Annotated in this window: 17 protein-coding genes; 13 read left to right on the top strand and 4 right to left on the bottom strand. The window is 66.5% G+C overall.

Annotated elements, in window-relative coordinates:
* The first annotated feature begins 218 nt into the window (after nucleotides 1-218).
* The 5 genes from BMZ38_RS01905 to BMZ38_RS01885 all read left to right on the top strand — a co-directional run bounded on the left by BMZ38_RS01905 (nucleotide 219) and on the right by BMZ38_RS01885 (nucleotide 3475).
* Nucleotides 219-974, top strand: coding sequence for an SDR family oxidoreductase (locus BMZ38_RS01905; protein ID WP_091333442.1), 756 nt, complete (start codon nucleotides 219-221; stop codon nucleotides 972-974).
* A 49-nt stretch (nucleotides 975-1023) separates the two neighbouring features.
* Nucleotides 1024-1503 carry a carboxymuconolactone decarboxylase family protein gene (locus tag BMZ38_RS01900; protein WP_091333440.1) on the top strand — a complete coding sequence of 160 codons (480 nt, stop codon included), beginning with the start codon at nucleotides 1024-1026 and terminating at the stop codon, nucleotides 1501-1503.
* A gap of 53 nt (nucleotides 1504-1556) precedes the next feature.
* On the top strand, nucleotides 1557-1958 hold the full coding sequence (locus BMZ38_RS01895) for a cupin domain-containing protein (protein WP_091333438.1): 402 nt from the start codon (nucleotides 1557-1559) through the stop codon (nucleotides 1956-1958).
* A 247-nt stretch (nucleotides 1959-2205) separates the two neighbouring features.
* The gene (locus BMZ38_RS01890) at nucleotides 2206-2544 is read left to right on the top strand and encodes a hypothetical protein (RefSeq protein WP_139202365.1); all 339 of its coding nucleotides are present in this window, start codon (nucleotides 2206-2208) and stop codon (nucleotides 2542-2544) included.
* 31 nt (nucleotides 2545-2575) lie between these two features.
* Nucleotides 2576-3475 (top strand): bifunctional helix-turn-helix transcriptional regulator/GNAT family N-acetyltransferase, encoded by a 900-nt coding sequence (locus tag BMZ38_RS01885; RefSeq protein ID WP_091333432.1) that lies wholly within the window; start codon nucleotides 2576-2578, stop codon nucleotides 3473-3475.
* Nucleotides 3476-3568: 93 nt separating this feature from the next.
* On the opposite strand, the gene BMZ38_RS01880 is transcribed toward BMZ38_RS01885, so the two are convergent.
* On the bottom strand, nucleotides 3569-4504 hold the full coding sequence (locus BMZ38_RS01880) for an alpha/beta hydrolase (protein WP_091333429.1): 936 nt from the start codon (nucleotides 4502-4504) through the stop codon (nucleotides 3569-3571).
* Between the two features lie 294 nt (nucleotides 4505-4798).
* On the opposite strand from BMZ38_RS01880, the gene BMZ38_RS17700 reads away from it, so the two are divergent.
* Both BMZ38_RS17700 and BMZ38_RS01870 read left to right on the top strand, forming a co-directional pair.
* A complete protein-coding gene (locus BMZ38_RS17700) occupies nucleotides 4799-5242 on the top strand; it encodes a lysozyme inhibitor LprI family protein (RefSeq protein WP_175483649.1) in 444 nt (147 codons plus the stop codon).
* A 36-nt stretch (nucleotides 5243-5278) separates the two neighbouring features.
* Nucleotides 5279-6820, top strand: a complete 1542-nt coding sequence (locus tag BMZ38_RS01870; RefSeq protein ID WP_091333427.1) for an XVIPCD domain-containing protein — start codon at nucleotides 5279-5281, stop codon at nucleotides 6818-6820.
* Between the two features lie 13 nt (nucleotides 6821-6833).
* Here BMZ38_RS01870 and BMZ38_RS01865 read toward each other — a convergent pair whose 3' ends face one another.
* Nucleotides 6834-8282: a nitrilase-related carbon-nitrogen hydrolase gene (locus tag BMZ38_RS01865; protein WP_091333425.1), complete on the bottom strand. Its 1449-nt coding sequence runs from the start codon at nucleotides 8280-8282 to the stop codon at nucleotides 6834-6836.
* Nucleotides 8266-8847: a TetR/AcrR family transcriptional regulator gene (locus BMZ38_RS01860; protein WP_091333423.1), complete on the bottom strand. Its 582-nt coding sequence runs from the start codon at nucleotides 8845-8847 to the stop codon at nucleotides 8266-8268. The genes BMZ38_RS01865 and BMZ38_RS01860 overlap by 17 nt, the downstream gene beginning before the upstream one ends.
* A 252-nt stretch (nucleotides 8848-9099) precedes the next feature.
* Here BMZ38_RS01860 and BMZ38_RS01855 point away from each other — a divergent pair, with 252 nt between their 5' ends.
* Nucleotides 9100-9312 (top strand): hypervirulence associated TUDOR domain-containing protein, encoded by a 213-nt coding sequence (locus BMZ38_RS01855; protein ID WP_091333421.1) that lies wholly within the window; start codon nucleotides 9100-9102, stop codon nucleotides 9310-9312.
* A 75-nt stretch (nucleotides 9313-9387) separates the two neighbouring features.
* On the opposite strand, the gene BMZ38_RS01850 is transcribed toward BMZ38_RS01855, so the two are convergent.
* Nucleotides 9388-10014, bottom strand: coding sequence for a hypothetical protein (locus tag BMZ38_RS01850; protein WP_139202364.1), 627 nt, complete (start codon nucleotides 10012-10014; stop codon nucleotides 9388-9390).
* Between the two features lie 358 nt (nucleotides 10015-10372).
* Here BMZ38_RS01850 and BMZ38_RS01845 point away from each other — a divergent pair, with 358 nt between their 5' ends.
* From BMZ38_RS01845 to BMZ38_RS01825, 5 genes are all read left to right on the top strand, one after another.
* Nucleotides 10373-12325 carry a M61 family metallopeptidase gene (locus BMZ38_RS01845; RefSeq protein WP_091333416.1) on the top strand — a complete coding sequence of 651 codons (1953 nt, stop codon included), beginning with the start codon at nucleotides 10373-10375 and terminating at the stop codon, nucleotides 12323-12325.
* A 99-nt stretch (nucleotides 12326-12424) separates the two neighbouring features.
* The gene (locus BMZ38_RS01840) at nucleotides 12425-12664 is read left to right on the top strand and encodes a hypothetical protein (protein WP_091333414.1); all 240 of its coding nucleotides are present in this window, start codon (nucleotides 12425-12427) and stop codon (nucleotides 12662-12664) included.
* Nucleotides 12665-13012: 348 nt separating this feature from the next.
* A complete protein-coding gene (locus BMZ38_RS01835) occupies nucleotides 13013-13390 on the top strand; it encodes a PadR family transcriptional regulator (RefSeq protein ID WP_091333412.1) in 378 nt (125 codons plus the stop codon).
* Nucleotides 13387-14754, top strand: coding sequence for a permease prefix domain 1-containing protein (locus BMZ38_RS01830; protein ID WP_091333409.1), 1368 nt, complete (start codon nucleotides 13387-13389; stop codon nucleotides 14752-14754). The genes BMZ38_RS01835 and BMZ38_RS01830 overlap by 4 nt, the downstream gene beginning before the upstream one ends.
* A gap of 282 nt (nucleotides 14755-15036) precedes the next feature.
* Nucleotides 15037-15615 carry a redoxin domain-containing protein gene (locus BMZ38_RS01825; protein WP_091333407.1) on the top strand — a complete coding sequence of 193 codons (579 nt, stop codon included), beginning with the start codon at nucleotides 15037-15039 and terminating at the stop codon, nucleotides 15613-15615.
* Nucleotides 15616-15733 lie beyond the last annotated feature (118 nt).

Raw genomic sequence — 15733 nt, 5'->3', positions numbered from 1 at the left:
GGCGCGTCCTCCCGCTCGCTGCGGGCCGCCCGGACGGCCGGTGCGCAGCCATGGTGCGGGCCACGGCCCAGGAATGGAGACGATCGCGACACGAGTCGGTGGAGCGCCTTGCAAGGAAAACACAACATTAATCCAAAGCCCGCGCAAAGTGTCCCGCCGGCGCCGCGCGCATCCTCTGTCCATCGGCCGTCCGTGACGGCTCGGCGGAGGCAAGGCAGATGAAGATCGTGGTCATCGGCGGCAGCGGACTCATCGGCGCGAACCTGGTCGACCGGCTTCGCCGGCGTGGCCACGACGTGCTGGCGGCCTCGCCGAGGTGGGGCGTCGACACGCTGACCGGCGAAGGCCTGGCCGAGGCGCTGATCGGCGCGCAGGTCGTGGTCGACGTCGCCAATTCGCCCTTATTCGAGGACGGGGCAGTGCTGGAATTTTTCGAGACCTCCAGTCGCCGGCTGCTGGCCGCCGAGGATGCGGCCGGCGTGGAGCATCACGTGGCACTGTCGGTAGTCGGCAGCGACCGCTTGCCGCAGAGCGGCTACCTGCGCGCAAAGATGGCGCAGGAGCGGTTGATCAAGGCCTCGGGCGTTCCCTACACCATCCTGCGGTCGACGCAGTTCTTCGAGTTCATCGGCGGGATCATCCAGGCAGGCACCGAAGGCGACGTGGTGCGGCTGTCGCCTGCGCTGCTGCAGCCGATCGCGGCGGACGACGTCGCCGCCGCCCTGGCCGACCTTGCGGTCGGTCCACCGCTGAACGGCACGGTCGAGGTGGCTGGCCCCGAGGCGCTGCCGCTGGACGAGCTGGCGCGCCGGGCGATGGCCGTCAACGGCGACGGTCGCCAGGTCATCGCGGACGTGCACGCACGCTACTTCGGCGCCGAGCTCGATGACGCGTCGCTGACACCCGGCGCCCACCCGCGCCTGGGGCCGACTCACTTCCATGAGTGGCTCGAACGCGCATCCACGCCTACCTGAGGCGCAGTCGCGTCCGCCACCCAACCATTCCACCACAACGGAGCCACCCATGACCGAGCGCATCAACTACCAGAAGCAATCGCCCGAGCTGCTCAAGAAGTTCGTCGAGTTCAGCCTGGCGCTCAGGCACAGTGCCATCGAGGAAACGACACGCCACCTGGTCGACATTCGGGCGTCGCAGATCAACGGCTGCGCCTTCTGCGTGGACATGCACGTCAAGGAGGCCACCATCCACGGCGAGCGGCCGCTGCGCGTGCATCACGTCGCCGTGTGGCGCGAATCCCAGCTGTTCAGCCCGCGCGAGCGCGCCGCGCTGGAGTGGACCGAAGTCCTTACCCGCATGCCCGCCGAGGGCGTGTCGGACGACATCTACGAGCGCGTCCGCGAGCAGTTGTCCGAGAAGGAGCTGTCCGACCTGACCTTCCTGGTCATGTCGATCAATGCCTGGAACCGCATCAACGTCGGCTTCCGGCTGGTACCCGGCAGCTACGACAAGGCCTATGGCGTGGACAAGTCCGGCCTGTCCTGAGCACAAGTAGGCGCCGAGGCCAGCGCGCCTCCCTGCCACCAGAGGAACCAACCATGACCGCATTGAAGACTCTCGCCCTGGCCCTGTTGATGGTCACGGGCGCCGCCAGCGCGCAGCAGGCGCCGCCCCAGGCCCACGTGACCACGATCATGACCAAACCCTTGCCCGACTATCCCGGCAAGGAAGCAGTGATGCTGATGGTCGAGTATCCGCCGGGCTCGGTGGACCCCGTGCATCGCCACAACGCCGATGCCTTCGTCTACGTGCTCGATGGTTCGATCGTGATGGGCGTGCGCGGCAGCAAGCCGGTCACGCTGGGGCCGGGCCAGACGTTCTACGAGGGGCCGCACGACGTGCATACCATCGGCCGCAACGCCAGCTCGACCAAGCCCGCCAGGTTCGTGGTGCTGCTCCTCAAGAACAAGGGCGCTCCCGTCCTAGTGCCAGCGAAGTAGCGGCGCGAAACGGCTTGCCTGGCGAGGGTGTCTGCCAGCCGACATGCGAAACCCTGCCTTCGCCACTCTCCGCGACCTGATGCACCCGCGCATGCTGCCGGCCTCGCAGGCAGCCCTCGCTGGGCGCCTGCGCCAGGCGATGGTCGCGCTTGAACATTCACCGCGCCGACAGGCCGAAATGAGCCGCGGCGTTTCGACAGCGTGCGCAGACCGCTGTTCCTTTGATTGGCCATGAAATAGGTATTCCATGCGATCCGCGGCACCGGCCACATCAGTTCTACCGACACCTCCGCATGCCGACCATGCGGCGCCGTCGCCGGCCAGCATCCACGTGCCGGCGGCGTTGGCGGTCCTGCGGCTGGCTGCTGCGCTGGAGCCGGACATCGTGGAAGCCATGATCTGGTATCGCAGCGTACCCATCGCTGTACTCGACGGGCTTACGGCAGCCGAACTGGTGGCCCAGGGCAGGGCGACGGCCGTACTGGCGTTCCTGCGTGCAGCCATCGCAGTCGATGCCGCTGAGCGCCGGATACCCGCACCCACGGACGTGCGCGTAGGATCCGCGACCCGATCGGCATTCGCTTGACGGTTTCCTTATTGCTGACTAAAGTCAGGCAATGGATGCACGCCAGGTCGAACAGGTCCGCAGTTTCAATCGGGCGGTAACGCGCCGGATCGGCGTGCTGACGGACGACTACCTGGGGCGCGGTCGCCCGCTGGCCGAATCGCGGCTGTTGTTCGAGATCGGCCGGGCAGGTGCCGAAGTCCGTGAACTGCGGGCGCGCCTGTCGCTGGACTCCGGCTACCTGAGCAGGATGCTGCGTTCGCTCGAGGCGCAGGGGATTGCCAGGTCGCAGCCCGCGCCCGGCGATGCACGCGTGCGTCGGGTGACGCTGACCGCGAAGGGGCGTCGCGAGTTCGACGTGCTGGACCGCCGCTCGCAGGAACTGGCCGACACGCTGCTGGCGCCGTTGCCGGAGACCCAGCGCCAGCGCCTCGTTGCGGCCATGGCGGAAGTGGAGCGGCTGATGCGCGCCGCGGCGGTCACCGTGGAGGTGGCCGATCCGCTCGGCGCCGAGGCCGTCGCCTGCATCGACGCCTATCTTGCCGAGCTGGCCGGGCGTTTCGAGTCCGGCTTCGATCCCGGGCGCGGGCCTTCGGCTGATCCACAGGAGCTGGTGCCACCGTCGGGCCTGTTCCTGCTGGCCAGGCTGGACGGGCGGCCGCTGGGCTGTGCCGCCCTCAAGCGCATCGGTGCCGGCATCGGTGAAATCAAGCGCATGTGGGTCTCGCCTTCGGCGCGTGGCCTGGGTATCGCGCAGCGTCTGCTCGATGCACTGGAGCGGCATGCCGGCGGGATCGGCATGTCGACGCTGCGGCTGGACACCAACCGCACGCTCACCGAGGCCCGCGCCTTGTATGCCCGCAACGGGTATCGCGAGATTCCTCCCTACAACCAGAACCCATACGCTGACCACTGGTTCGAAAAGACGCTCGAAGCAGCGGGGAAGAACTAGCGGGGGCCGAACCTGTCGACGACGACCGCCGCAGTTTCCGGCATCGCTTGCCCGGCTCTGGACAGAACGACGAAGGCCGCACCTTGCCGATGGCTACTTCGACAGCACGCCGATGGTTTTCAACCATGCCTTCATCAGTTCGGGCCAGCCGGTGATGGGCAGCTGCGTATGGCGCAGGCCGAAGGCATGGCCTCCGTGTGCATACAGGTGCATCTCCGCGGGCACGCCAGCCTGGGCGAGCGCCGTGTAGTAGACCAGTGCCTGTTCCACGCCATCCACGTGGTCGTCTTCGGCCTGCAGCACGAAGGTCGGCGGCGTGTCGGGAGTGACCGGCACGTTCGGATTCAATTTGCCGTTCACCGCCAGGTGGCCCGGATAGATCGCCATGGCGAAATCCGGACGGATGCTCTCCCTGTCCGCCGCGTCGACCGGCTTGTACGCGCGCTGCCTGTAGCGAGTGCTCGCTTCGGCCACGAGAAAGCCGCCCGCGGAAAAGCCCATCACGCCGATCCTGTGCGGGTCGATGTGCCATTCCGCGGCGTGATGGCGCACCAGGGCGATGGTGCGCTGGGTGTCTTCGAGCGCCAGCGTCGGCACCATGTAGTCATGCGGACGGCAATCGCAACGCCAGTCGTAGGGCGGCCCTGGCACGCGATATTTGAGCAGCACGCAGGTGATGCCGTTGGCGGTGAGCCAGTCGCATGCCTCGGTGCCTTCCAGGTCGATTGCCAGGATCTGGAAGCCTCCGCCAGGCAGTACCACGACCGCTGCGCCGCTGTTCCTGCCCCTGGGCGGATAGACCGTCATCGTCGGCCGCGTCACGTTAGTGATCGCGGTGGCAGGAAGGCCCGCGATCAAGCCCGTGCTCACTGTCATCTTTTCCGGTCCGGGTACCGGTTGTTGATCCGGTGCCGCACCCGGCCAGATGGGTACCTGGGTATGGCCCGGCGTAGGCTTCCAGGTTCCGGTTTCCGCATGCACGCCGGTGGTGGCGAGCAGCGCGCACAGCATCGTCAGCAACGTCTTCATTCCACGTTCTTCCCAGGCAACGAAAGGTGTGATCTTCGCTCGCCCGCGAGGCGGCAGGCGGGCGCAAATCGGGCGTGTGCGGGCAATCGGGCATCGGTGGTGGGGTCGGTGCATTCGCCAGGACGGCCATCGCGCCGCTCCATGCTTGCTACGTATTGGAGGCCAGGGTCCGCGGGAACATTCCCTGACCGCCTCGGCATTCCCGCAGGGCACCGTAGTCGTCGACCGACAGACATGGGCCTCGGGGCCCGGCAAGCTTCGGCTTCCACGAAAAGTCCACCACCAGGAGCTGCCATGAGACGCATCAGCACGACCGCCATCGCCTTCGCCCTGCTCTCGTACGGAGTCGCGGCAGGCGCGACCGAGAGCACCAGCGAGCTGATCCGGCGTGATGCGCCGAAGGGTATTACCAAAACGTTCTACGAATGCATCGACAAGGCGGACTCGGACAACATTGAAGAAGCCGCATGCCTTTCGCAAGAGCGGGCGCGGCAGGACCATCGCCTCAACACTACCTACGCGGCGTTGTTGCGAAAACTGAATCCGGACCAGAAAAAGAGACTAGTTGAGGTGGAGCGTGCCTGGCTCAAATTCCGTGACAACACCGTGGATTTCGAAGACACACTCTTCGAAAACGATATCGTCGATAACCTGCAGGTGGAAGAAAATGAGCTTTTCGTAATCGGCAAGCGGGCCGACGAACTGGACGAATATCTGGCCATAGCAGGCGGGAAGTAGGCGTGTCAGTTTTCCAACCGTTAACGGAGTAGCGGTATGTCTAGTTTGGATACGCACGATATCGACGCGGTCGCGGGCGCCATCTACTTCATCGTGGGCCGAGGTACGGAAGGAGGAGCATCTTCCTACCAATTAAGCGTCGCTGGAATAACCGCTCACGGACCGCACTCGAACTGGGGCGATTCACACGAAGTAGTAGCCAACAGCGGCTACTCGATTGGCACTATTCAGGTCGACCTTGGTCAGCGCGGGGAGTGGCCGCTAGGTGCAACCCAAAGCGCGCCCGCGAAACGCGGTCAAACCACCTATGTGGACGGCCTCATCGCAGAAGCATCGAAATATGCCCAGGACCATGATCTCAAGTTCCCTTCGGACAAGGTGCGGCTCCGGGCGGAGCTCCTGACGCACGGAAATGGTGAAAGGGGCCGAGGCACGCTGGCCTTCCTCGAACCGGACACGCGCGACAGCTTCAATGCCTGGGCTGCCTCTGAAGGCGGCGAGAGATGGATTCACCAGAATATCGACTACCCGCAGATTCGCAATGTGACCAAGGTTGCCATGGAGATGCTCGCTGCCGATGGCCAGAACATCCACGAGGATCGCCGTTTGGAAGCCATCGCCATACTCGCGAAGACGGCCAATCAAATGCCAGGGAAGTTAGCCGAGTTCCGCCAAGTTCTACGAAGCGGAGGCGACTACGACGACGTGCTCGCAAAGGCCGATGACATCAAACGCCACCACCGCCATTACGCCGCCCCTGAAGCCGCCGTATTGGCTGGTCGTTATGGCCATGCCTACGACAACCCTGCAATAGCGGCTGCGCTGGATCGAGCTCAGGTCAAAGTGGCGACTGCAGGTTTCAATCCGTCCGCAGCCTCGACCGACAGCGATTTTCGCAAAGCGTTGAGAGCCATAGGACGGGATGGCCAGGGTCGCGTCTTGCGCCAAGGTTCCCGTGGCGACCAGGTCACCCAGCTCCAGGCTAGCCTGGCAAAGCTAGGCATCACGGACGCACGCGGCCTTGCATTGCATCCGGATGGCGCGTTCGGTCCAAGCACGCAGGCTGCCGTCGAAACCTTCCAGCGCGCGCATGGGTTGAAGCCCGATGGCCTCGTTGGTCCGGAAACGCTGGGGGTTCTGCACGAAGCCACGCGGCAGCGGGTCACAACCCTGGCTGATGTTGGCCATCCGGGGAACCCAATGTTTCGCCAGGCGCTCGAACGTGTCCACGTTATCGACGCTCAACATGGGCGCGCGCCTGACGCTTTTTCACGCAACCTTGCCGGATCGCTTGCAACGGCTGCTTACGTCCAGGGCCTCGCCCGCATCGATCACGTGATCCTGGGCGGGGGCGGGGGCGGGGGCGGGGGCGGGGAGAGGGCTTTTGCGATCGAGGGCGATCCTAGATCACCGCTCAAACAGATCGCCTGTGTAGACGTTACTCAGGCGATCGCCCGGCCGCTGGAACAAAGCAGTGCCGAGTTCCTTGCTCTCTCCCGACAGGAAAATCCGCACCATCCGCAAGAGGATCAGTTGCAGCCGTCGCTTGTCCAATCGCCAGTCGAAGCGCATCGATAGCGCGCTGTCATCTCTACGCTCCATCTCGTAACGAGGTTCGACTTGGCAGAGATGAGGCCGAAAATACCAGCACCAGCAGCAAACCGAGCAACCCCAGGTCGGCGTATGCGAACCAGTCGCCCCATCGGTTGTAGAGGGTGCGGTCGCGGTGCAGGGGCAGGTCGCCGACTAGTTCAGCGTCCTGCGTCTCGCTGGAGGACTCGGCGACCACGCGGCCGCGGTCGTCGCTCAACGTCAACCGCCCGCTGCGCGCGACGCGCGCGATCGCGAAGCCGCTTTCCACGCCGCGCATGATCGCCATGCGCGAGTGCAGCCAGCCGTCCACGCGGAAGTCCCAGGCCGGCACCAGCAGCAGTTGCGCGCCGAGCGCGCCATAGGTGCGGCTGATGTCGTGGAAGTCCATGTCCTTGCATACGGCAAGCCCGATCTGCGACGGGGCGTCGAGCAGGCGGTAGGCGCTGCCTGGCGCGTAGCGGTCCTCGAAGACGGGAATCAGGTGACGTTTGCTGTAGGTCGCCGGCGCGTCGCCGTCGGGCGGGAAAACCATCGCGATGTTGCGCTCGCGCGGCTGCGTGGCCTGGTATTCGAGGCCCACGTCGAGCAAGAGCCTGCGGTCGCGCGCGAGCGCGGCGAACGCGGGTACGGTGGGGTCGGCTGTGGCGAAACTGGTTTCGGGAATCACCACCACCGCGGCGCCGCGGTCGGCAAGCTGTTGCACCGCGGTGACGTAGCGCTGCAGCAGCGCCTGGCCCTCGCCCGAAGCCAGCGGCGGCCGGATCGGATGCTCCAGCGAAACCAGTCCGACGCGCACCGAGGCGGTGGCCGGTTGCTGCAGCCGCCACCAGCCGTAACCGAGCGCGCCCAGCACCGCCCCTGCGCACAGCACCAGGCCCACCCAGCGGTCGACGCCGCGCGGGGGCGATGTCGCTGCGGCAAGGGCCGCCGGCAGCCAAAGCAGGAGGAAACCGATGCCCCACAGGCCGGTCAGCGCGGCCAGCTGCAGGATCGGCAACGCGTCCATCTGCGTATAGGCGATGGCACCGAACGTGCCGTGTGGCGAGACCAACGTGTTGGCGTATTGCAGCGCGATCCACAGCGCCGGCACCGCCAGCGAGGCGGCCAGCGGTCGGCCGCGCAGCAGCAGCCTGCGGAACAGCAGGGTGCAGCTGGCCAGTGTCAGCCCGGGTGCGATCACGATCCAGGCGATCACTCCCAGCGGCAGGCCGATGTAGCCGTGCAGATAAGTCCACTGGTTGAGGTTGCCGATCAGGGCGCCTGCAAACGCGGCCAGCGCCGACCAGGTCCAGCGCACGCGCGTCGCCAGCCACAACACCGGCAGCGGTACCAGCCATGTCAGCCACCACACCGGGTGCAGGCCGTTGCCGAACCACCACAGCAGGGCGGTCAGGCCGGCCGCGGCCAGTCCTGCGCCCAGGCGCCTTCGGTCAGCACGCAAGTCCATCGATCAGCCTCCGCATCGATTGCAGGTAGAAGGCGCGGAACTGCGTCTGGTCGTAACTGAAGCGCCCGGCACGATAGAGCGCGACCAGCCCGTGTGCATGCGCCCACACGCTCATCGCCGCGTCCCACGGATCGGCCTTGCGCAGCACGCCGGCGCGGATGCCTGCGTCGATGGTGTCGGCGACGAGGTTGAGGGTCGGGGATTGACGGGCGCGGAAGTCCTCGGGAAAGCGGCGTGCGTCGTCGCGGCGCACGGAAAAGGCGTGATCGAACAGGTGCGGATGGCCCAGCGCGTAATCCAGATACGGCTCCATCACCTGCAGCAGGCGCTTGCGGGGATCGGTGGCGCGTACCTTGGCGGACCAGTCCTGCGCCGCGTGCTGAAAGCTATCGTCCGACAGGCGCTTGAGCAGGGCGTCGCGATTGGGAAAGTGGCGGTAGATGGCCATGGCCGAGATGCCGACCGCGTCGGCTACGCGGCGCATGGAGACGGCCTGCGCGCCCTCCGCGTCGAACAGGGCGTGGGCGGCCTGGAGGATCTTCTCGGCAGTGCTGGCGGACTTCATGTTTACAGTGTAAACATGTTGGCTCGCAAACCGCAATATCGCCGGCCGGCGCACGTTCGCTCGGGGCATGCGGGCGTGCCCCTGATGCCGCAAGGCGGTATGGATCCGAACGACGCCAACAAGACTTTCAGAACGTGCGTGAGATAACGGCACGGTAGCCGTGCTCGCATATCGTGGTGGGTTATACGGGTGCGACCGGGCTTGAGGTCACCGTACCGTGGCGGCCTCCGGAACATGGCAAAGGAGCGATCCATGAGGCACAAGTTCGAGGTCGGCGATCACGTGCGCTGGAATTCGGAGGCCGGTTACGTCGAAGGCACCATCCTCGAGGTGCACACGCGTGACACCCGGTACAAGGGCCACATCCGTCGTTGCAGCGAAGATGACCCGCAGTACGAGATCAAGAGCGACAAGACCGACCATGTTGCCATGCACAAGGGTTCGGCTTTGCAGAAGCTCGAATGAGCTTCAGTTCCGGTGTGCGGCTGGCGCGCCCCGGGCCAAAGGTATTCCCGCGGATGGGGCCTGAGGCCAGGCCGGTCAACGGCACTCCGGCGGGACGTAGATCGTGGCGCGCTGCTTCACCAGTGCCAGCCACGCCGGTGCGTTGTCGATGCCCGGGTTGAGCTCGTAGTCGCGCTGCCCGTCCGCGATGCCCAGCTTGCTCCAGCCGATCTCGTCCGGCCCCGGTGCCGACAAGGGCTTGCATTTGTTCTCGCGCATGAGGTTCTGCAGGACGTTGCCGAGCGGCGGACAGGCCTCCCTGTAGAAGCCATCGAGGGGCTTGTTGCCAGCATGGTTCTTCATGCCCACGAAACCGACGGCCACCTTTTTCACCGCGTCGTACGTATTCATCTGGACGGTGGCCTGCAGCCGGCCCATCCCCAGGCCGCAGTTGGTGCGCCGGTCGAGATAGTGGTCGGCGTACGCCAGGTTGATGTCGCCGGCCTTGGAAGTGATCGGCGGCAGGCCGTCGACGGCCCAGGCAGGATCCTTCGTGTCGTCCCAGTTGCGGTTCCACATGATGCACATCAGCGCGATGTAGCTGACCACGCCGCAAGATGAGCCGCGCCACGCGTAGCCGTGCTTCCTGGAAACAGCCGCTGCCCTGTCCAGCGCAGCCGTGACGTACTCCCAGCATGGATCGGTAGGACCTTTGCTTGCCATGGCTCCTCCTTCGGCGTTCGCCGGCCCGGGTGCAATGGGCGCGATTAGAGCACTTCCGGTCCTGCAGCGCCCGAACGGTCCGCGTAGACCATACCGATTGCCGAGGCGCGTGTCTTTCGGTGGCGATGGACCACGCCGGCCATGCAAGAGTAGGCGCCCAGACTGGTCAGCTCCCGCCTCGTCCGGCCCTTTCTGCCAAGGGCAGTTGGCTCCAGACTGCCTGGCAGTTGCCGACGCGGGTCAGTGACGTGCGGTGAGGGAGTGCGCGCCCCCCCTTGAAGGGAGGGCTTCTGGCGGATGCCTGCAGGTGCGCGGGGTGCTAAGTTCCGACGCTTGTCCACCTGCTGCCGGAGTTCCCATGTCTCGTGTCCTTTCCGCCGGTTCGCCGGTTGCCATGCCCGGTCGCATGTCGCGCCTGGCCTGCGCCGTGTCGATGGCCTTCGCCGCCACGGCTGCGGTCGCGCAGCAGTCGCACCGTGCCGATGTGCCACCGCCGCAGGACACGGCCTATCCGGGGACGGTGGCGATCCATGTGGACGCCAGCGACACCACGCAGGGGATTTTCCGCGTCCATGAAACGCTTCCGGTGACGGCAGGCGCGCTGACGCTGCTGTATCCGAAGTGGATCCCCGGCGACCACTCGCCGAGCGGCCCGGTGGCCATGCTGGCGGGGCTCAAGGTCAGCGTCCACGGCAAGCCGTTGAAGTGGACGCGCGACAAGTACGACGTGTACGCCTTCCACCTCGACGTGCCGGCAGGTGTCTCCACGGTCGACGTCGACTTCCAGTACCTCTCCAGCCGCGACGGCGGCTACGAGATGACCGACCGCATGCTGGACCTGGAGTGGAACAAGGTGGCGCTCTATCCGGCGGGCCATTTCTCGCGCGACATCACTTTCGCACCCAGCGTGACGCTGCCCCATGGATGGCAGTTCGGCAGCGCGCTCGAGACCGTCTCCCGCTCGGGCGACGCCACCACGTTCAAGCCAGTGTCCTTCAACACGCTGGTCGACTCGCCGATCTACGCGGGCCGGTACTTCAAGCGCGTCGACCTCACGCCCGCGGGTGACGCATCGGTGCATCTGGACATCGTTGCCGATGCGCCCAAGTATCTCGAGATGACGCCGGAGCAGGTCAAGGTGCATCGCGCGCTGGCGTCACAGGCGGTGAAGCTGTTCGGCTCGCACCACTACGACCACTACGATTTCCTGTTCTCGCTGTCGGACCAGCTGGGCGGCAACGGCCTGGAGCACCACCAGTCCAGCGAGGACGGCCTGGGCGCCGACTACTTCACCGCCTGGGCGGACGCCGCGCCCGGCCGCGACCTGCTGGCGCACGAGTACGTGCATTCGTGGAACGGCAAGTTCCGCCGCCCGGCCGACCTGTGGACGCCGAACTTCAACGTGCCGATGGGCGATTCGCTGCTGTGGGTGTACGAGGGGCAGACCCAGTACTGGGGCTTCGTGCTGACCGCGCGCTCGGGCATGTGGTCGCCGGAGGAGTTCCGCGATGCGCTGGCGATGGTGGCGGCCAACTATGACCGCAACCGCGAAGGCTTCCAGTGGCGCACGCTGGAAGACACCACCAATGACCCGACCGCCGCGCACCGCAGCGGCCTGCCGTACCGCAGCTGGCAGATGAGCGAGGAGTACTACAGCGCCGGGCAGATGGTCTGGCTGGAGGTGGACGCCAAGCTTCGGGCGCTCACGCACGACAGGAAGTCGCTGGACGATTTCGCGCGCGCCTTCTTCGGCGTGGACAACGGCAGCTTCGTCACCAGGACCTACACTTTCGACGACGTGGTGGCGGCGCTGAACGGCGTGGCACCGTATGACTGGGCCGGCTTCCTGCGCGCACACGTCGACACGCTCGACCCGCCGCTGCTGGGCGGCCTCGAGGGCACCGGCTGGAAGCTGGTCTATACCGACCAGCCGAGCGCCTACGAGAAGCAGTACGACAGCCGGCCGGAGTCGCCGCGCCACCTGTTCAACTTCAGCTGGTCGATCGGCATGACCATGTTCGAGGACGGGCAGATCAACGACGTGCGCTGGGATGGTCCGGCCTTCAAGGCGGGCGTGAGCACCGGCGCCACCATCGTGGCGGTGAACGGCAAGGACTACTCCAAGGACGTGCTCAAGGACGCGATCGCCGCGGCGAAGGGCGGCAAGGAGCCGATCAAGCTGCTGCTCAAGTTTCAGGGCGGCTACCGCACCGTGCCGGTCGACTACCACGGCGGCCTGCAGTATCCGCACCTGGTGCGCGTCGAGGGAAGGCCGGATTACCTGAGCCAGATCATCGCTCCGCGGCGATAGCGGGATAGCCGCCGGTTGACCCGGATCAAGGGCAGGGTGGGCGGCGATCCGCATGATCGCCGGACCGGCAGGTGCCGGCGCCCCCACCCGGAGTCCATGATGCAATTCGAACTGTCCGCCGGCGGCCATGATGTGGCCGTGCTCACCGCTGCACTGCGCGTGCTCGACCCCCAGGCGCGGGTCGTCCTGGATGCCGCGCGCGGTCGCCTGGAAGTGCTGGCGAGCGCAAGCAGTGCGCAGATCCTCGATGCGTTGGGGAAGGCCGGCTGTGCGGCCAGACCGCTGGAGAAAGAGGTCCACGTCAGCGGCGGCAGCACCTGCTGCGGCCACTGCGGCTAGACGCGTCCGGCGACGGGGGGCTTTGGCCCGCTCTGGTGCAACGGTGGGTCCACCGCGCGGACCCATCGATCGACTTTGGGGTGGCATTCGGCGTGGCTGGCTCCGCGGCTTGCGTGAGCGCTCGCGCAGCAGAATCAGGTGCCCGGATCGCGCAACGCCCTTTCCTCCGCCCGTCACACCCGGACCAGCGTGCTGTTACCGGGAGAAGCTGGTTTGCCTGGCGCAATCGATGCCTGCCGCAAGTCGCCGGGCGGACGGGCGCGGTGCCGCTTGTATACATTGCACAGCAATGTATAGTGCTGCCATGTAAGCAGCCGGGCCCGTCCCCGCTATCCGCAAGGCGACGCCATGGATTTCAGCAAGGACCTGATGGCCGCGTCCTCGACACCGATCGTGCTGGCGATCCTTGCCGAGGGGGACAGCTACGGCTACGCGATCCTCAAGCGCGTCCAGGAACTCTCCGGCGGGCACATGCAGTGGACCGACGGCATGCTCTACCCGGTACTTCACCGGCTGGAGCGGTTGGGCCATATCGAGGCCCGCTGGGAGGTCGCCGAGAGCGGCCGTCGCCGCAAGTACTACCGGGTCACTTCCGGCGGCCGCAGGCAGCTCGCCGAGGAACGCCGCCAATGGGAGGCGGTGGACGCCACGCTGCGCGGCATCTGGCATGCGCTGTCCGAACCGGTCGCCCGCGCTGCGTCATCGCTGGGGGGAGCTTTCCGATGACCACGCCGGCCGGCGCACTCTCGCTGGAAGAACAGATCGATCGCTGGCGCAGCTACCTCGCCCGGCGGCGCGCCATCCAGCCCATCGACGTGGCGGAGCTGGAAGACCACCTGCGCGAGCAGATCGCCGGGCTGACCGAGGCCGGACTTGCGAGCGACGAGGCGTTCCTGATCGCGGTCAAGCGCATGGGCGATCTGGACGCGATCTCGCGCGAATTCGCGCGCGAGCATTCCGACGGGTTGTGGAAGCAGCTGGTGGTGCCCGGCACCGACACGGCGGCGGCGCCGGCCTTGCGCAGCGATGCGGTGGCTGCGTTCTGTTTCGCTGGCGCCGCGGCCATATTGATGAAACTGCCGGCGCTGTTCGGGCTGGACCTGCAGGCCGATGCCGGCTTCTACGCGCGCAACGTGAGCCTGTTCGTGCTGCTTCCGCTGACCGCGTATTTCGCGTGGAAGCGCAGGCTCGCACCCGCCTCGTTGCGCTGGCTGCCGGTGGCGTTCGCGGTGGCGGCCGTGTTCGCCAACGTCTACCCCTTCGGACCCGCGGCCGACACGCTCGTCCTCACCGTCCTGCACCTGCCGATCGCGCTCTGGCTGGCCGTCGGCGTCGCCTATGCCGGCGGCCGCTGGAACGAGGTGGCCGGCCGCATGGACTTCATCCGCTTCTCCGGCGAGCTGTTCATCTACTACGCGCTGATCGCGCTGGGGGGCGCCGTGCTGATGGCGTTCATGGCGATGATCTTCGAGGCGATCGGGATCAAGGTCGAGTCGTTCTTCCAGTACTGGCTGCTGCCGTGCGGGGCGACCGGCGCGGTGCTGGTCGCGGCATGGCTGGTGGAGGCCAAGCAGAGCGTCATCGAGAACATGGCGCCGGTGCTGACGCAGCTGTTCACGCCGATGTTCGCGGCCGTGCTGATCGCCTTCCTGGGCACCTGGCTCGTGGCCGGGCAGGGGCTGCCGATCGACCGCAACGTACTGATCGCCTTCGACGTGCTGCTGGCGCTGGTGCTGTGTCTGTTGCTGTATTCGATCTCCGCGCGCGATCCGCGTTCGCCGCCCGGCGTCTTCGACGTGGTGCGCGTGGTGCTGGTGATCAGCGCGCTGCTGGCCGACGCGTTGGCGCTGTCGGCCATCGCCGCGCGCATTTCCGAGTTCGGCTTCACGCCCAACCGGGTGGCGGCGTTGGGTGAGAACGTGATCCTGCTGGTCAACCTGGCATGGTCGGCGGTGCTGTACCTGCGCTTCCTGCGCGGACGCGGCTCGTTCGGTGCACTGGAGCGCTGGCAGACCGGCTACCTGCCGGTGTACGCAGGCTGGGCGGCGCTGGTCGTGGTCGTGTTCCCGCCTTTGTTCGGCTACATCTGAGGCTGCGCGCCGCATCGTGTCCAGCGGTCGCGATCGGCTGGCATTGACTGCCGGTGGGACCGGGTGCCAAAGCATGCCAGTTCGGGCGCCTCCGGCGCGCACCGTCGCTGCGGGCCACTGCGACGAGCCGTGGCCGACCATCGTATCCGTGCGCAGGCGACGGCCCCACCACCTCGCTGTTACCGCCACCCAACCGATCGCCGCGTTTGCAGCACCCACGGTGCTGGCTCGCCACGGCAGCCGCACCGGTCATCCAATCCAGTCAGGAACAGGGGAATTCCGATGAGACTGAGCGCACCTACCAAGGCACCGCTGCTGCACTTCGTCGACATCTATGGACAGCCCGTCGACGTGGGCAAGTCAGGGCGGCGCACGCTGCTGTGCTTCTTCCGCGACGCCGCCTGCCCGTTCTGCAATTTCCGCATCTATGAGCTGACCAACCGGCACGCGGCGCTTCAGGCATTGGGCCTGGACATCGTTGCCGTGTTCACCTCGACGCCCGAAGCGGTGCAGCGCTTCGTCGCGCGCAAGCCCCGGCCGTTCAGCGTCATTGCCGACCCGACCTCGCGTGCGCACGAAACCTACGGCATCGAACGCTCGCTCTGGCGCAAGCTCAAGGGCATCGTCACCCGCGCGCCGACGCTGGTCCGTGGGTTGCGCATCGTCGGCCTCGCCGGTCTGAACACCACCAACCTGATGCCCGCCGACTTCCTGATCGACGAGCACGGCAACATCGCCGAGGCCTACTACGGCGGTGACGCCGGCGACCGCATTCCGCTCGAGCGCGTCGAGCTGTTCCTGGAGCGTGGGTTGGTCAGGCGGGCCTCCAGAGACCTGGCCGAACCGGCCGCCCAATCCTGAGCGCAAGGCGGCCGGCCGACCGGGCGTGTGGCGGGATGACCTGGCCAGGGCTGCAACACCTTTTCCACGTCGACCGCATCCGCGCCCTGCATCTGCCGAGCAGGTTGTCGATCCGGGG

Origin of the sequence: Frateuria terrea (assembly GCF_900115705.1) — a bacterium.
GTDB lineage: Bacteria > Pseudomonadota > Gammaproteobacteria > Xanthomonadales > Rhodanobacteraceae > Frateuria_A > Frateuria_A terrea.
Note: the sequence above shows the minus strand (reverse complement) of the source record. Positions and strands in the feature narration are given on the sequence as shown.

Bases quoted from the DNA above. Each gene is read 5' to 3' on its own strand.
- BMZ38_RS01860 (WP_091333423.1), bottom strand. From the start codon at position 8,847: ATGAAGTCCGCCAGCACTGCCGAGAAGATCCTCCAGGCCGCCCACGCC.
- BMZ38_RS01870 (WP_091333427.1), top strand. From the start codon at position 5,279: ATGTCTAGTTTGGATACGCACGATATCGACGCGGTCGCGGGCGCCATC.
- BMZ38_RS01830 (WP_091333409.1), top strand. From the start codon at position 13,387: ATGACCACGCCGGCCGGCGCACTCTCGCTGGAAGAACAGATCGATCGC.
- BMZ38_RS01905 (WP_091333442.1), top strand. From the start codon at position 219: ATGAAGATCGTGGTCATCGGCGGCAGCGGACTCATCGGCGCGAACCTG.
- BMZ38_RS01835 (WP_091333412.1), top strand. From the start codon at position 13,013: ATGGATTTCAGCAAGGACCTGATGGCCGCGTCCTCGACACCGATCGTG.
- BMZ38_RS01895 (WP_091333438.1), top strand. From the start codon at position 1,557: ATGACCGCATTGAAGACTCTCGCCCTGGCCCTGTTGATGGTCACGGGC.
- BMZ38_RS01840 (WP_091333414.1), top strand. From the start codon at position 12,425: ATGCAATTCGAACTGTCCGCCGGCGGCCATGATGTGGCCGTGCTCACC.
- BMZ38_RS01825 (WP_091333407.1), top strand. From the start codon at position 15,037: ATGAGACTGAGCGCACCTACCAAGGCACCGCTGCTGCACTTCGTCGAC.
- BMZ38_RS01845 (WP_091333416.1), top strand. From the start codon at position 10,373: ATGTCTCGTGTCCTTTCCGCCGGTTCGCCGGTTGCCATGCCCGGTCGC.
- BMZ38_RS01880 (WP_091333429.1), bottom strand. From the start codon at position 4,504: ATGAAGACGTTGCTGACGATGCTGTGCGCGCTGCTCGCCACCACCGGC.
- BMZ38_RS01890 (WP_139202365.1), top strand. From the start codon at position 2,206: ATGCGATCCGCGGCACCGGCCACATCAGTTCTACCGACACCTCCGCAT.
- BMZ38_RS01865 (WP_091333425.1), bottom strand. From the start codon at position 8,282: ATGGACTTGCGTGCTGACCGAAGGCGCCTGGGCGCAGGACTGGCCGCG.
- BMZ38_RS01850 (WP_139202364.1), bottom strand. From the start codon at position 10,014: ATGGCAAGCAAAGGTCCTACCGATCCATGCTGGGAGTACGTCACGGCT.
- BMZ38_RS01900 (WP_091333440.1), top strand. From the start codon at position 1,024: ATGACCGAGCGCATCAACTACCAGAAGCAATCGCCCGAGCTGCTCAAG.
- BMZ38_RS01855 (WP_091333421.1), top strand. From the start codon at position 9,100: ATGAGGCACAAGTTCGAGGTCGGCGATCACGTGCGCTGGAATTCGGAG.
- BMZ38_RS01885 (WP_091333432.1), top strand. From the start codon at position 2,576: ATGGATGCACGCCAGGTCGAACAGGTCCGCAGTTTCAATCGGGCGGTA.
- BMZ38_RS17700 (WP_175483649.1), top strand. From the start codon at position 4,799: ATGAGACGCATCAGCACGACCGCCATCGCCTTCGCCCTGCTCTCGTAC.